The organism is Clostridium sp. YIM B02555 (genome assembly GCF_022320955.1).
In the GTDB taxonomy this organism is placed as follows: domain Bacteria; phylum Bacillota; class Clostridia; order Clostridiales; family Clostridiaceae; genus Clostridium; species Clostridium saccharoperbutylacetonicum.
This window is the reverse complement of sequence record NZ_JAKJJY010000003.1, coordinates 1-15,446: the sequence shown is the minus strand read 5'-3', so window position 1 is coordinate 15,446 and position 15,446 is coordinate 1. Positions and strand designations below refer to the sequence as shown.

13 protein-coding genes and 1 pseudogene are annotated in these 15,446 nt (G+C 28.4%); 5 read left to right on the top strand and 9 right to left on the bottom strand.

Annotated elements, in window-relative coordinates; genetic code table 11:
• Positions 1-131 precede the first annotated feature (131 nt).
• Positions 132-917 carry an HAD family hydrolase gene (locus L3B98_RS05565; protein ID WP_238915915.1) on the bottom strand — a complete coding sequence of 262 codons (786 nt, stop codon included), beginning with the start codon at positions 915-917 and terminating at the stop codon, positions 132-134.
• A 160-nt stretch (positions 918-1,077) separates the two neighbouring features.
• Here L3B98_RS05565 and L3B98_RS05560 point away from each other — a divergent pair, with 160 nt between their 5' ends.
• Positions 1,078-1,842: a DeoR/GlpR family DNA-binding transcription regulator gene (locus L3B98_RS05560; RefSeq protein WP_015392583.1), complete on the top strand. Its 765-nt coding sequence runs from the start codon at positions 1,078-1,080 to the stop codon at positions 1,840-1,842.
• Between the two features lie 85 nt (positions 1,843-1,927).
• Here L3B98_RS05560 and L3B98_RS29070 read toward each other — a convergent pair.
• Together L3B98_RS29070 and L3B98_RS05555 are read right to left on the bottom strand one after the other, a co-directional pair.
• Positions 1,928-2,008: pseudogene (locus L3B98_RS29070) on the bottom strand (tRNA 2-thiocytidine(32) synthetase TtcA); the annotation flags it as partial.
• A gap of 10 nt (positions 2,009-2,018) precedes the next feature.
• Entirely contained in the window at positions 2,019-2,546 is a 528-nt protein-coding gene (locus tag L3B98_RS05555) for a GNAT family N-acetyltransferase (RefSeq protein ID WP_238915914.1), read from the bottom strand.
• A gap of 181 nt (positions 2,547-2,727) precedes the next feature.
• Here L3B98_RS05555 and L3B98_RS05550 point away from each other — a divergent pair, with 181 nt between their 5' ends.
• Positions 2,728-3,642 (top strand): DMT family transporter, encoded by a 915-nt coding sequence (locus L3B98_RS05550; protein ID WP_015392581.1) that lies wholly within the window; start codon positions 2,728-2,730, stop codon positions 3,640-3,642.
• A gap of 144 nt (positions 3,643-3,786) precedes the next feature.
• On the opposite strand, the gene L3B98_RS05545 is transcribed toward L3B98_RS05550, so the two are convergent.
• The 5 genes from L3B98_RS05545 to L3B98_RS05525 all read right to left on the bottom strand — a co-directional run bounded on the left by L3B98_RS05545 (position 3,787) and on the right by L3B98_RS05525 (position 11,977).
• The gene (locus L3B98_RS05545) at positions 3,787-5,487 is read right to left on the bottom strand and encodes a molecular chaperone HscC (protein ID WP_238915913.1); all 1,701 of its coding nucleotides are present in this window, start codon (positions 5,485-5,487) and stop codon (positions 3,787-3,789) included.
• A gap of 18 nt (positions 5,488-5,505) precedes the next feature.
• A complete protein-coding gene (locus tag L3B98_RS05540) occupies positions 5,506-8,730 on the bottom strand; it encodes a tetratricopeptide repeat protein (RefSeq protein ID WP_238915912.1) in 3,225 nt (1,074 codons plus the stop codon).
• Positions 8,731-8,932: 202 nt separating this feature from the next.
• Complete coding sequence (locus tag L3B98_RS05535) at positions 8,933-9,745, bottom strand: hypothetical protein (protein WP_238915911.1); 813 nt, start codon at positions 9,743-9,745, stop codon at positions 8,933-8,935.
• 139 nt (positions 9,746-9,884) lie between these two features.
• Entirely contained in the window at positions 9,885-11,315 is a 1,431-nt protein-coding gene (locus L3B98_RS05530) for a HAMP domain-containing sensor histidine kinase (protein ID WP_238915910.1), read from the bottom strand.
• 5 nt (positions 11,316-11,320) lie between these two features.
• Positions 11,321-11,977: a response regulator transcription factor gene (locus L3B98_RS05525; RefSeq protein WP_015392576.1), complete on the bottom strand. Its 657-nt coding sequence runs from the start codon at positions 11,975-11,977 to the stop codon at positions 11,321-11,323.
• A gap of 223 nt (positions 11,978-12,200) precedes the next feature.
• Between L3B98_RS05525 and L3B98_RS05520 the strand changes: the two genes are divergently transcribed.
• From L3B98_RS05520 to L3B98_RS05510, 3 genes are all read left to right on the top strand, one after another.
• Complete coding sequence (locus tag L3B98_RS05520; RefSeq protein WP_015392575.1) at positions 12,201-12,665, top strand: hypothetical protein; 465 nt, start codon at positions 12,201-12,203, stop codon at positions 12,663-12,665.
• A gap of 16 nt (positions 12,666-12,681) precedes the next feature.
• Positions 12,682-12,990 carry a DUF4190 domain-containing protein gene (locus L3B98_RS05515; protein WP_015392574.1) on the top strand — a complete coding sequence of 103 codons (309 nt, stop codon included), beginning with the start codon at positions 12,682-12,684 and terminating at the stop codon, positions 12,988-12,990.
• Between the two features lie 199 nt (positions 12,991-13,189).
• Positions 13,190-14,368, top strand: coding sequence for a TPM domain-containing protein (locus L3B98_RS05510; RefSeq protein ID WP_238915909.1), 1,179 nt, complete (start codon positions 13,190-13,192; stop codon positions 14,366-14,368).
• 107 nt (positions 14,369-14,475) lie between these two features.
• On the opposite strand, the gene L3B98_RS05505 is transcribed toward L3B98_RS05510, so the two are convergent.
• A complete protein-coding gene (locus L3B98_RS05505; RefSeq protein WP_077362623.1) occupies positions 14,476-15,273 on the bottom strand; it encodes a TIGR00266 family protein in 798 nt (265 codons plus the stop codon).
• Positions 15,274-15,446 lie beyond the last annotated feature (173 nt).

The following is a 15,446-nucleotide window of genomic DNA, read 5'->3' as shown; positions in this document are numbered from 1 at the left end:
ATTATAACTTTTATCTATTTATTAGAATGTGATTTAAATCAAAAAATATTAATTTTACCAATATAATTTTAAAAATAACTGCTCGTAAATTGACGAGCAGTTATTACGCTTAAACTATGATTTATATTAAACTATAAAATAAATTTTTCTATTTCTAACGCTACTCCATCATTTTGAACTGTATCTGTAACTTTTTTTGCATAACCTTTTACGTAATCGTCTGCATTTCCCATAGCTATTCCGCATCCAACCGTTGACAACATTTCTATATCATTTTTTCCATCACCAAAAGCATAGCTATTCTCTAAAGGAATATTCAAGAAATCTAATATTTTTAAAATTCCAGAAGCTTTGGAACTTCTTTTTGAATATAATTCAAAAGAACCATCTTCTGAGTTATAGATGTAATTAAAACTTTTATCTTCAAGAGATAAGCAATAATCTATTCCATGTGTATTTTCGCATAACATTTCTATCTTGTATATATCAACATCTTCAATTTTGTAATTTCCCTCCAGATACTTTTTAGATATACTATAAGTATCATAAAATGAATGTAACTTTTTATGTTCATCTTTTATATATGAATATTTCTCACCTTGTAGTATATATTCAATATCATGTTTTTCAAAATTTGAAGTAAGTTCTATAATAACTTCTTTATCAATTGCTTCTTTATATAAACACTTATTGTTAAGTATTACATATGAACCATTTGTAAGCACAAAGCCATCAAATCCAAAATCAAGCAAGGCATTACTAAGAAAAGCATATGGCCTACCAGTTGCAATGAATACATAATCTCCTTTTTCCTGCAATTTACGTATAGCCATCTTTACTCTTGGTGTAATATCCATTATTCCATTTATACAATCAAGTAAAGTTCCATCAATATCAAAAAATACTGCTTTTTTCATATTTTCCTCATCTCCCAACACAATTCATTCTCGTTTAGTATAATTTGTTATCATTTAGTATCATTTTATTTTGTTTAATGAGATTTGTCAATTAATTTAATTGCATTTTAACATTCTCATTGTTAAAATAGAAATAAATGAGAATATGTTGGAGGAAATTATGTTTATTGAAGAAAGACACAAGCATATTTTAGATATGCTTGAACAAGATGGGAAAGTATTAGTAAAAGATTTAAGTTTACAATTTAAAGTAAGTGAAAGCATGATCAGAAAAGATCTTCAAGTTCTAGAAAAAAACAACTTGCTCCAGCGTACTTATGGTGGTGCAATTAACATAACGCGCACTATAGTAAATGGTGAGAGCTTTTTCAAAAGAGTAGAAAAAAATATAGATTTAAAAGAAGTAATAGCGAAAAAGGCTTATGAACTAATAAATGAAAATGATACTATTTTTTTAGATGCCTCTAGCATATCCTATATGCTTACAAAACTAATTACAGAAAATAATAGAAAAATCACTTTAATTACAAATATGGTTGAGATTTCATCAATGATAAGTCTAGATTCAAAGGTGCACTTAATCTTTATAGGTGGGGAATATAGTCCTCTTGTAGGCGGAAACATAGGTTTCCACTCAACTGAACAAATAAAACTTTATCGTTGTAATAAAGCTTTTATAGGCTGCAGTGGAATGGATCTTCGAGATGGAGCTATTAGTACTGGTAGCTCTGAAGATGTTGGCACTAAAAAGGCAATTATGAAAATATCTAAAGAATTATTTCTCTTAGCACCAAACGAGAGATTCAACTTAGATGGAATTTTCAATTTCTCAAATATAACTGATTTTCACGGTATAATTACAGAGGCTAAACCAAATAATACAATATTAACTTTACTTGAACAATATGATATAAATTTGATTTAACCCTAACTTAAAGCAACACTTGCTATGCTGGCTTCAGGTATATAACCATAGGACGAATTAGTGTTATTGAGTTTTTCTCCATCTAACTTTTAGGAGAAAAGCAATTAACTCTACCTTCATAAGATACGGCCAGCATCAAGGTTTCAATTGCCTCATCCTTATAATAATTTTTCATTTCAAATAGCTCCTCTGTCAATAACATATGTCAATTTACTATAAGTTTTTTCATTTCCACTTCTTGTTGCTTTATAATTCTTCTCTAAATCCAATCTTTTCATACTACACTTTTCCATAACTTTATATGAGCCAATATTCATATCTGCACAAGTTGCTATTATCCTATTTACAGATAAATTATTAAAGGCTTCTTTAATTACTGCCTTTACTGCTTCACTCATATAACCATTATTCCAAAACTTCTTATTTGAAATCCACCCTATTTCTGCTTCGGAATTTTTAATAATTAAACTAACATTTCCAATAACCTTTGAAGTTTCTTTTAGTCTTATAACAAATTCATACCATGCTGGATTTTCTGAACTCATAAAGAAAATACAATCACTGATAAAATTACTTATTTCATCTTTTGTTTTTGGCCAATGTATCATATATTTACCAGTTTCTTCATCACAACCATATTCACAAATATCATCATAGTCAATTTCTTTTATTGGACAAACAATTAATCTATCTGTTTCAATCATCCGTTCACTTCCTAAAAATAATATATCTTTAAGTAAATTATAGCATAATATTGTAATTACAGTTGAACTTTTGCGAAAATGAGGTTACACTTTTGTAGATGGAATTATAATTAAATAAAAAATTCTGATTTGATTATATGAGATATTATGATCAATATTTTTCTAGAAGGGACGTTGTATTTTGAATAATTCACATAAATTTATCCATTACTTATTATTATTTTTTGGAGTCTTAGCAATTTCTACATCTGCAATATTTGTAAAACTTTCAGCAGCACCTACTCCCATTATAGCCACATATAGATTGCTTTTCTCCACACTGATGATACTACCAGTAGTCATTTTTAATAAAAAATATATTTTAGAAATAAAAAAATTAAAATTCAAACAATTAGGTGCAGTTTTTTCTTCTGGAATTTTTCTTGCAATACATTATATACTTTGGTTTGAATCCTTACGCTATACTTCAGTTGCTAGTTCAACAGTTCTTGTTACTATGCAGCCTTTATTTGCTTTTATTGGAAGCTATTTTTTCTTTGGTGAGAAATTAAAAAAATTATCACTCTTTGGCGGTTTATTATCTATATTAGGTAGCTGCATAATAGGTTTAGGAGATTTTCAAATTGGTGGTATAGCATTACTTGGAGATTTACTTGCTTTATTAGCTGCTGGTGTCATTACAGCTTACTTTCTTATTGGACAAAGTATAAGACAGGAATTATCTTTAGTGGTTTATGTTTTTATTTGTTATTTGAGCAGCAGCGTATTCTTAATAGGATATTCCGTTATATTAGGATATCCACTTATAGGCTATCAACAATCTGATTGGCTATGTTTCCTAGGCTTAGCATTCATTTCGACAATACTTGGCCAAACAGTTTTAAACTGGTTGATTAAGTGGTTAAATGCTTCAACTATTTCTATGAGCATATTAGGTGAACCAGTTGGTACCTGTATATTAGCATATTTGATTCTTGGTGAATCTATTTCTTATAATCAAATTCTTGGATCAATAATCATATTACTAGGCATAGGCATATTTTTAATTGGCAAAACTAGACGACAAAAGATCCAAGAGATTATTCCCAATAATTAATCATATATCAAACCACAATAATAGCTTTATAACAATGGTATTAATATCATAAAATAAAATAGTTCAAAACAATACATATAGTATGTTTTAAACTATTTTATTTAGAACTTTTTATCTACCATTTTAACTTAAATAACATTTCAGCTACCAAAGCAAATCTATACTTTCAATTTCGTCAAAGAAAGCTTTTAGTTCTCCAGCTGCTTCTTCAATTTGAATCTTATCCTGCTTGTCTAGTATGTCTTCAAATTTTCTCATGCATACATCTATTTCTTGTCTTATTTCCCCAAAACTCTCTTCATACAATCTCTCTCCCCTAGATAACAACAATTTATTTTCTTCTCTATTCCTAGGTAAAATTTTCAATTCCTTTAGTTCTGCTAGCCTTTCTTCGATTTCTTCTTCTGTCATATTAGTTCCATCTTGTTGAATTATAATTCTTTTTTTCAATTTTGTAGACACTACTGTTACTTCAACCTCTAATATAGAATTTATATCATAAGTATAGGTTACATCTATAGCCTCTTCCCCTGCCTTCTTTCTTTGAACTGGAACTACAATTTCCCCAAGATATAAATTATTCTTAGCCAATCTACTTTCACCTTGCAAAACTTCTATTCTAATTTCAGATTGATTATCATAAACTGTATAGAGTCTTTCAGTTCTGCTTACTGGAATCACCGTATTTCTTTCAATTATCGGGAAGAAATGTCCTGATTCATAGTAATTTCCTTGTCTTTGAACAGATACATTAGTTCCAAGTGTATATGGACATACATCTGTTAATACTATTTCTCTTATTGCTTCATTTCTTTCTTTCATTGCACCTTGAGTTGATGCTCCTAAGGCTACTGCTTCATCTGGATTAATATTAGTATTAGGCAGCATACCAAATAATTTACCTACAAAGTTCCTAACTATAGGTAACTTGGTTGCACCTCCAACTAAAATAATCTCTTCAATTTCCTTAACCTTTATTGCTGCATCTCCAAGTGCTCTTTCTATAGGTTTTCTTATTTTAGATAGTAATAACTGACAAGATTTTTCATAATCCTCAAGTGTTACTTCATACTCTATTAACTCATCATTAATTTTGCATTTCATTAAAGAAACTTTTCCGTTTGAAAAACCTAACTTGCATAGTTCCGCTTGTTTTCTTACATGTGCCAAAGTTTTTCTATCTAATGAATTTTCATCAAGCTCCTTTTCTTTAAGAAACATATTGAATAAAATATCAGTAAAGTCCTCTCCACCTAAGAAATTATCTCCTGCTACTGCCCTGACTTCCATAATATTTTTATAGACTTCCAATACTGAAATATCAAAGGTTCCTCCTCCTAAATCAAAAACTAAAAATTTAGTATTAGATTTTTTATTGTGCAACCCATATGCTATAGCAGCTGCTGTTGGCTCATTAATCATTCTTTCAACTTTTAATCCTGCAAGCTTACCAGCCCTAACCGTTGCTTTTCGTTGTGAATCATTAAAATATGCAGGAACACTTATTACAGCTTCTGTTATTGATTGTCCTAAAAACTCTTCTGCATCTTCTTTTAAGGAACGAATAACAAATGAAGATAATTCTTCTGCTAAAAATTCCTTTTTCCCTAATTTATATTTTTTCTGAGTTCCCATACTTCTTTTAAATACTTCTGCAGTAAAATCAGGGTAAAGTATTTTTCTTTCTTTAGCAACTTGTCCAACATATATTTGTTCATCTTCATCAATACTCACAATTGAAGGTGTCAAATTTTCTCCTAGCCTATTTGGTATAATTACCGGACCATTTTCTGAAAAATAAGAAACCAAACTGTTCGTTGTTCCTAAGTCAATTCCTATTATCATAAATATCTCCTTAAATTCTTATTTTAATAATTTTTCGATTCTTTCTATTGCTTCTAAAGTTGATTTATCTTCATTGTTCACATTTAATGCTTTTTTATAATACTTTAATGCTTCTTCATATTCTTTTTCTCTTTCGTAAAGTTCTCCAAAAACATAATAAGCATCATAGCATTCTTTAAAGTTACAATGTTCACACAGCTCTGAATTAATTGCCATTTCCAAATACTCTATAGCTTTACTTGTATTCTCTAAACCATTGTAACAGCTTCCGATATTGCTATATTCAAAAGGAGTTTTGTCTTCAACCTTATGGAATTTTGCAAGTGAGGTTAAATAATTTAATTTAGCTTCTTCTTTATTTCCAAGTTCTTTATAAGCTGTAGCAATTAATAAATAATTAATACCTTTTTCCTTATCAATATCAACTTGAAGCTTATAATATTTTATAGCAGTTTCATAATCCTTTAGATCATCATAAATTCTTCCCATATTCTCATACGCATATTTTGAATCAGGATTTATTTCCAATGCCTTTTTAGACCATTCTATTGCCCTATCATATTCTTCCATTGATTTATATGCACTGCTAATTTCATCATAAAAATCTTCTAAAATATTTATTTTAGTTTCTTCTTGCTCTTTATGAACTTCAATTCCTTTTAAATAAGTTTCAATAGCTTCTTTATATAATTTCATTTTCTTTAACAGTTTAGCTTTTCTATAATAAAGTTCATCATCATCACTATAGTCTTCAATTGCCTTATCATAATATTCTAAAGCTAGTTCGTTCTCATCTAACTTTTTATAACACGCAATTATATTTCTATAGAACCTTAAGTCTCTTTTATCTACATCTGCTTCTATTGCTTGTTTATAATATGGTATAGATTTTTCATGCTCATTTTTTCTTTCATAAAGATATCCAAGACTGTTATATCCATAAGGATTTTCCGGTTCTAACTCAATTGCACATCTATAATCATCCTCTGCTTCATCAAATTTACCATTTCTAGCATAAAGGAGACCTCTGTTTAAATAGTAATATGCACCTTTTTCCATATCAATTTGCTTGTTATAGTAATCTAAAGCATTATCATAATCATCAAGAGCATCATACATTTCTCCTATAGAATTATTAATTGTACGATTTTCTGGATCTAATGCTAAGACTTCCTTATAACATTCCAAGGCTTTTTCATATTCTCTGAGTTCCTCAAAAATTTGTCCCTTCTTTAAGAATGGATAGTATCTTGGATTTTCTTTATTTGCATCTATAATAGTTTCATAATCTTTAATTGCAAGGCCAAAAGATCCTAAGTATCTATAAGTTGAGGCTCTAAAATATAAATATTCCTCTTCATTATTTGAATTTTCAACGGCTTTATTTATATACTCTAATGCCTTATCAAATAAACTTCTGTCATAGTATATAATAGCTAGCTCAAACAGTATTTTATCGACTAAATCGCTTTCTTTATTTTCTAACATATCTATAGCTAACTTTTCAGCTTCTTCACTTTTATTGCTATTACTTAATGCTTTTATTTTATAAAGATTAGTTTCTTCACTTGCTATATTATATTTTTCTAATTCTTCTGCCATTGAAAGCATTTCTTCATATTCTTCATAAATGTTAAATATTTTCATTTTAATTAAATAAGGTTTAGTATAATATTGATAAATATTTATTGCTATATTAGCTTCATCCATAGCTTCTCTATAATAATTTAAATTAAATAAAACCTCGGCCCTATTCATATGAAGAAAAACATCATTGTTGTTTATTTCCAAGCCTTTATCAATAGCCACAATACTTTCTTCAAATCTACCAAGTTTGTTCAAAACAAACCCCTTATTATTTAATGCAGATATTTTATTTTCATTTATTTCTAAAACTTTATTGTAAAAATCTAGAGAACTTTCATACTCTTCTTTAGTAGAAAATATTCGTCCCTTTTGGTAATAAACCATTTCTAACTCTTGCTGCTTATATTCATTTCCATCTTCCTCGGCAAGTAAATTTTCCTGCCATTTATCAAGATATTCTAAAGCTTTATCATAGTTGTTTTTAGAAAAGTATGCTCTGCTGCTTAAATCATAATATTGATTCTCATCATCTTCATTAGGCTTAAAACTCTCACACAACTTTATAATTTCATCATATTTTTCATTGTTATAATAGTACCAGCCTAACTGAAGCTTAGTTTTTAGATCTTCTTGATTTTCAGCACATTTTGCTTCAAATTCTTCTATACGTTTATCATATAAAACATACAGTCTTTCCCTTACATAATCATCATAGCTGTTAACATCCAATGCTTCCTCAAACAGCCTTTCAGCTTCATCTAAATTATCAGTTTCTAAAAAACAGTCTGCTAGTCCAACTTTTGAATTATACTCATTAGGATTTATTTCAATACACTTACTATAATATTCCTTTGCTTTATCAAAATTTTTACTCTGCCACTCAACTTCTCCCATTCCATAAAGAGCAAAAGTTTCATTTGGACATTTCTTTAATAAAGCTTCTCCTTTTTGTCTTGCATTTTCATAATCTTCTGTTATAAGATAATATCTCACTTTCCAATATTCAAGTGAAGGGTGATTTATATGGTATTCTTCAATATTTTCAAAATCCTTTTTAGCTTCTTCAAAATCATTATTATTCAAATCTCTTTGAATTTTGAAAAATAAAGCTATCCATGCATCATAATCTTTATTATCCTCAATATCTTCAAAGGAATAGTAATTTAAACTCTCACTATAATTGGGATTTATTTTATCACTGACATAGTTAACAAAATTCTCATGAAAGTCATTATACAGTTCTTCTATTTTTTCACTCCAAGAAAAATATTCATCAAACAAAAGCCAGATATTTTTAGGTACGTAAAAATAATCCATTAGGAATTCAAGTAATTTATTACTTGCCTCTTCTCTAGAATCAATGGCAAAGCAAACCTCATCTTCTAATAACTCTCTCCATGCATCCTCACTAATTCTTGAATAAAAATTATTATACAATTCCCTAATTTTCTTAGCCCAAATTCCAATTGGTGTCATATCTTCCTCTTCTGAATTTTCAACATAATCAGCAAATTTCAAAGCTTCTTCATAAGCTGCCCTTAATCTTTTAAACCCTTCTTCATCATCTTCTGGATTTATCTTTTGAAGCCTTCTCATATATGCTTCCTTTATCTCTAGTTTATCTTTTGTCTCTTTTATTCCCAAAATACTCCACAAAACAACTTTCCTCCCTTTATGTAATATACAAATTTTAATTATAGTAAAGATATCATATATTTATTAATATATCATAAAATGTAATTGATTGACATTGGTATGCTTAAAAAACCTTAATATGAAACAAATCCAGCAGAAACCCCAAAAAGTTTCTACTGGATTTTAAATCAAGAATATTACATGCTATCTTATATATAATTTTTTATTTTTCATTTGTTGCTATTTCATACTCATAATCTGCATACGTCCCTACTGAAAAGCCATCAACTTTACCTGTAAATGGACTGACGAATACCTCAACTTTTTTAGAAGAATCATTTTCATCAATATAAAAAACATGATATTTTTCAACAAGTAAGCATTTAGGCTTTTCTATATTTCCTAATTTGTGTTGTTTAATGAACTCTTCAGCTGTACTCTTTAATTGATCTTGACTAATTGTTAGCTTAGTCTTAGATTTATCCATATATCCTTCACTAACCGTTACAGTATCAATTTCCTTAGTATTTTCATTAAAATCAAAAAAATAACTTTTATTATCATCAATCCAACCAGTTTGAACCATTCCATGTTTTATTTTTTGTACCCTCTCTTTAAGTCCATTATCATTTTCTTCAGCGAAGGCTAATCTCTTATCACATTCTTCTTTTGAAATTTCCTTTTTATCATACATTTCCTGTATCCATTTTTTTTCTTGAATTTTTATAGCATCCAAAGTCTTTTCATTTAATATACCTGCACTAAACTTAAAATTATCATTTTCTTCAACTGTTATGTTAAAATAATCTTTTAAAATTTCTAAAGATTTCTGTTTATAAGCATCATTTTCTGCACCAGTTACTTTACCAGTACCATCATCTTGTTGGTCCTTTGAAGTATCCTCTTTAGTATAAACAACATTTTGTTTCACTGTATCAGCAAAAGCTCCTTTAATATCAACTTGACCAATTAGAGCACTAGCAGATGCTGTTACTCCTACAACTGCTAAAGCTGCAATTATTTTTTTTGAAAACATAATGATTCCTCCACATATTTAAAATATTCATTTGTGAATAAGTACTTATCACTCTTTAATTATAAAATTTGAATGTCTCAGAAGTTTATTTCAATTGTAAAATAGTTGTAAAACTTATCCTTTGAATAAATTATTTATTTTAGTTATAAAAAATTAAAATTACCTCTGTCCCTTTTCCTAATTCACTATTGATTTCAATATCTGCATTGTGAACTTCCACTATCTTCTTACAAATAGAAAGTCCTATCCCTGCTCCATTACTTTTTCTACTTCTTGCCTTGTCAACAACATAAAACGGCTGCCATATTTTGCCTAAATGTTCTCTAGCCATTCCCGAACCGAAATCAGATATAGAGATATAAGTCTTATTTTCTAAAACTGATACTTTTAAATATATTTTAGAGTTACTTTCAGAAGCTTTAATTGCATTTTCAATCAAATTGCATAGTGTCATCTTAATTAAGTCCTTGTCCATATCAAATATGCAATCTTCCCCTTTAATAATTAATTCAATATTTTTCTCCTCAAGTTTAACTTGAAAAGATTTTTCTACTTCTTTTATTATTGGCATTATTTTTTCAGGCAATAGCTCAATTTCCTGAGTTTTTGCATATATTAAATCCATCATCTTAAAAGCCATCTTTTCAAGTCTTTTTCCTTCCTTATAAATATAATCTGCTGCTTCAAAAAATAATTCTTCATCATATTTTGAGGTTCTAATTAAATTTGCATATCCAATAATAGAAGTTAATGGCGTCTTAAGTTCATGAGTTAAATTATTTATAAAAGTTTCTTTTTCAATATTAGATATTTCTAATTCATTTATTTTATCCTCTATTGTCTGTGCCATCAAATTAAAATTATTTGAAAGCATATTAAATTCATCTTTTGATTTAAGCTTTACCCTTTCAGAGTATTTTCCTGACGATATTTTTTGAGTTGATGCTATTAATGTATTTATTGGTTTTGTTATTAATCTACTTATAAAATACATAAAAACAGCAAAAATAGTACAAATAAGAAGATCCAATTTCATAAATAGTACATATTGATTCATTTTTTCTTTATATATGTTAGAAATATTTTTAGAGTAGAGTATTTTTAATGGAGTATTATATACTTCAACCAAGCTACTTACATATAAAAATTGCTTTCCCTCCAATGTACGAATAATATAGTTGGTTTTTCCTTCTGAAAGGGCTTCTAATTCCTGTTTTTCCTTTGAAACAGGAAATTCCAAGTCTGAATACAATATTTTATTTTTCTGATCTAAAATTTCTACTCTCCCATGCTCATCAGCTTCAGGATTAATCAAACTTTTGTATTCTCCCATCAAAGCGCTTATTGACATATTAATATCGGGAGAAGAATCTAAATAATATACTTTTTGCAAAGCCAAAGAATTAATATTAAATTCTGTAACAATAAACTTTTGTTCTGCAAGACATTTATCAACTTCTTTTTCTAATAAATCATTATGTAACTTTTGAATTAATATAAATCCTGCAATATTCAACGTAAATATAAGTAATAATAAGGAAAAAAGATATATTTTTTGCCATAACTTCATATCTGTTACTCCTCTAATCTATATCCAATTTTATATACAGTTTTTATATATTCTGTTATCTCTAATTTCTTTCTAAGTTTTTGAATATGGGTATCTATTGTCCTTGTTTCACCCATGTATTCATATCCCCATACTTTTTCTAATAAATATTCCCGAGATAAGGCTATATTTTTATTTTTTACTAGCATTAGAATGAGTTCAAATTCTTTAAGAGTAAGTTCAATTATCTCATCAGCTTTTTTTACTATTCGTTCATCTTCATATATTTTCAAATTTTTAAATTCTATGCAATCATTATTTTTAGAATATCTCCTCAAAACCACTTCAATCCTCGCTAATAACTCAACAGTTTCAAAAGGTTTTACAATATAGTCTTCTGCACCTGATTTTAAACCTGTAACCTTGTCAGCCAGTCCATTTTTGGCTGTCAAAAATATCACTGGTGTATTTAATTCTCTTATTTTCTCCATTAATTCAAAGCCATCCATACCTGGCAGCATAATATCCATAAGTATTAAGTCAAAAGCTTCCTCTTTTAATAAATTATAAGCTTCTACTCCATCAAATATCTGCTTACTTCCATAACCAGCCATATTCAAATTTATTTTTATTAAATTAGAAATAGCCTCATCATCTTCTACAATCAATATATTTATTTTCAATATTCTTCCCCCTAATACTCTATCATCTTTTAGTAAATTTTAATTTATACGATATATTTCCATTATATACTATAATTTTCATATAAAATGTAAAATAGTTGCAAAATTTAATTAGAATATTTTCAAAAAAACACATATATTTTACTTTATCTAAGATTTTTGCACAAATAATCATATCATGGTATAATTTCACTGGAAAATATAATTATTAGGGAGGAAAAAAATGAAAAAGTGGGAAGTTGATGTTGATGGGGTTAAACATGTAATTCAATATAAGGCTGGAATTACAAGAAAAATTATTGTTGATGGTGAAAAATATAAAGCAAAATCATCAAACATGTTTATTAATGTAATTGATTATGGTATTACCTTTGGTAATACAGACTGCAAATTAGTAGTAATAGGAAACAAAGCTGATTTAGCTGTAAACGGTACTTTTCTTGGAAGCCAAAAACCATATGAACCAGTTAGTAATGTAGCTTCATGGGTATGGATCTTTGTAGGTTTAAGTATATTAGGTGGATACTTGATTGCTGGATTACTTAGTCTTCTTGTTGGTATTTTGGGGAGTATGCTTTATATTCAATTTGGAATTCAAAAAAAGAATGGTAAAGTGATAGGATCTTTTGTAGCTTGTACTGTAATTCAATTATTAATTTTATTCGCTTTGGCATCAATATTATATTAATTTTAAGGTAAATGTTATGAATACAGATAGCAACAATATAATTAAAGAATCCCAAAAAGCAATAGTAACAAATCAATTTTCAAAAAAAAATAATGGCCTAGCTGTAGCATCACTAGTATTTGGAATTATTTCTTTAGTGCTTTGTTGGCTCTTGATCTACTCAATAATTACCAGCATCACAGGAATTATTTTAGGAATTATAAGCATTGTACAAAAACGTGATGGCTTTAAAATTGCTCTAGCAGGTCTAGTTACATCAATAATTGGTTTATTACTAAGTATATTATTTTCAGCTATAGTAATACTTGGTTTCTTTATGTATTAATAAAATACGTAATATCTCTATAAAAAATACTAGGATAAACTGCTTAAAAGCAAAATATTCTAGTATTTTTATCTTATTTATATTAGTATAACATTTTCAAAATATGCTATAATGTATTTGTTATGGTAAATTTATACTACATAAAATAATTTAAACATCAAAAATTGAAAAAGATTTTTAAGTAAAAGGAGAAATATTTATGAAAATAGGAAAGATTTTTTTATTAAACCTTCTATTCATATTTCTATTGTCAATTGGTGTTAGTGCCTCTGGAAAATATATTGTAGATGATGCTAAAGTTTTAAAACAAGAAACACTTAATACTGTTGAAGACAACTTAGCAAAAATAGAAAAGAACACAGAAGTAACAGTTAAATTTGATTTAGTTCAATCTTTGGGTGGTAAAAGTATTGATGATTATGCTAAACAATATGCAAAATCAAATATAAGCGGAGATCAATACATTTTATTTGTAAGTTCAATTGGAGATAAAAAAAATAAGCTTTTAGTAGGTTCAAAAGCAAACAGTATTCTTTCAAGCTCAGATATAGACAATATTGTATCTCTTCCAAACCAAGATTTTAAAGCTAACAATTTTGATGCTGGAATCATTAAGGTTGGAAAAGCTCTTGATGAAAAAGTTACAACTAAGGCTGTAAAATCAGGCAAAGCTCAAGTTGTTAAAGATGATTATTCTACTAAAGTCGAACACAAGACTAGTAGTGGAAGCATATTTGGTACAATAATTATTATCGCAATAATTGGTGGAATAACCTTTTTTATAATAAGACGTAAAATTAATAGCGATTATGAAAAGAGAAAAAAGCAATTTGCTCAAGACAATAATTTAGATTCATATATGGACTCGGAGGATGAATCTTTTCGTTCTGCTAATATGAAGAAAGGTCAAACCTCTAACAATTCATACTCTTCATTTAATAATAATAGTAATAATACTGGTTATAACTCATCAAATAGGTCATATAATGATCCATATATGCCAAATGGTAATTCAACAGTTAACCATACAACTATAATAAATAACAATGATGATAAGTTTGTAGAAGGAATGATGATGGGCAGTATTTTATCAGATTCAGAACATCATCACCATCATAACCATGAGTATTCTGATGATTACAGAGAATCAGATAGATCACATAATAATGACTCTAATAATGCAACTTATACCTCTGGCGATTGGAATGTTGATTCTAGTACAAGCAGTTGGGGTGACAGTAATTCAAATGATTCCTCTTCCTCTTGGGATTCTAATTCAAGCTCAGATACTTCAACTTCTAGCTGGGATGCTGGTTCAAGTTCTGATTCATCATCTAGTTGGGATTCAGGTAGCAGTTCAGGTTCAAGTGACTGGTAAAATATATAATAAGCAGTAGTTTATTCTAAACTACTGCTTAATTTTCTAATAGTACATTTTTGTAAAACTCTAGAAATATACTGTATTATGTATTATATACATTTGAATTAATTATCACCATCGAAAATATTGCCAATCATTCCAAGTACGCTACCTTCTTCTTTTCTACTACCACCTGCACTTGGTGCTGCTGAAAATACACGTTCTGCTAATCTGCTGAATGGTAAACTTTGAATCCATACCTTGCCTGGCCCTGTTACTGTGGCAAAGAAGACTCCTTCTCCACCAAATAGTGTATTTTTAATTCCTCCAATAAATTGTATGTCATAATGTACTCCTTGAGTCATGGCAACTAAGCAACCTGTATCTATTTTTAAAGTTTCACCCAATGCCAAGTCTCTTTCAACTATTGCACCACAAGCATGAATAAAAGCCATTCCATCTCCTTCTAACTTTTCAAGAATAAACCCTTCTCCACCAAAAAAGCCTACACTTAATTTTTTTCTAAAATCTATACCAACAGATACTCCTTTAGCTGCACAAAGGAATGCATCCTTTTGACAAATTAGTTTTCCTCCTAATAAACTTAAATCCATAGGAAGAATTTTTCCTGGATATGGTGCTGCAAAATATGCTTTTTCCTTTAATTGTCCTGCATTTGTAAAGGCTGTCATAAATAAGCTTTCCCCTGTAAGTACTCTTTTTCCTGCTGAAAAAAGCTTATCCATAAAACCATTTGATTGCTGTTTAGAACCATCTCCAAATATAGTTTCCATTTGTATATTTGGATCTATCATCATCATAGAACCAGCTTCAGCTATTACTGTTTCTGCTGGATCAAGCTCGATCTCAACGTATTGCATATCATCCCCATAAATTTTATAGTCAATTTCATGTGCATACATAAATTCATCTCCCTTAATATTATTTTTTTATTCTTTAGGAATTTATAATACAGTAAAATCTGTTGATAATATATGAAAAAGGCTATTTAATTGAGTTATTTATAAGAAAAGAATAAAAAACAAATCATATTCGCCTGCATAAAATGTTCTCATATGCAGCATAGCTGCCTTTT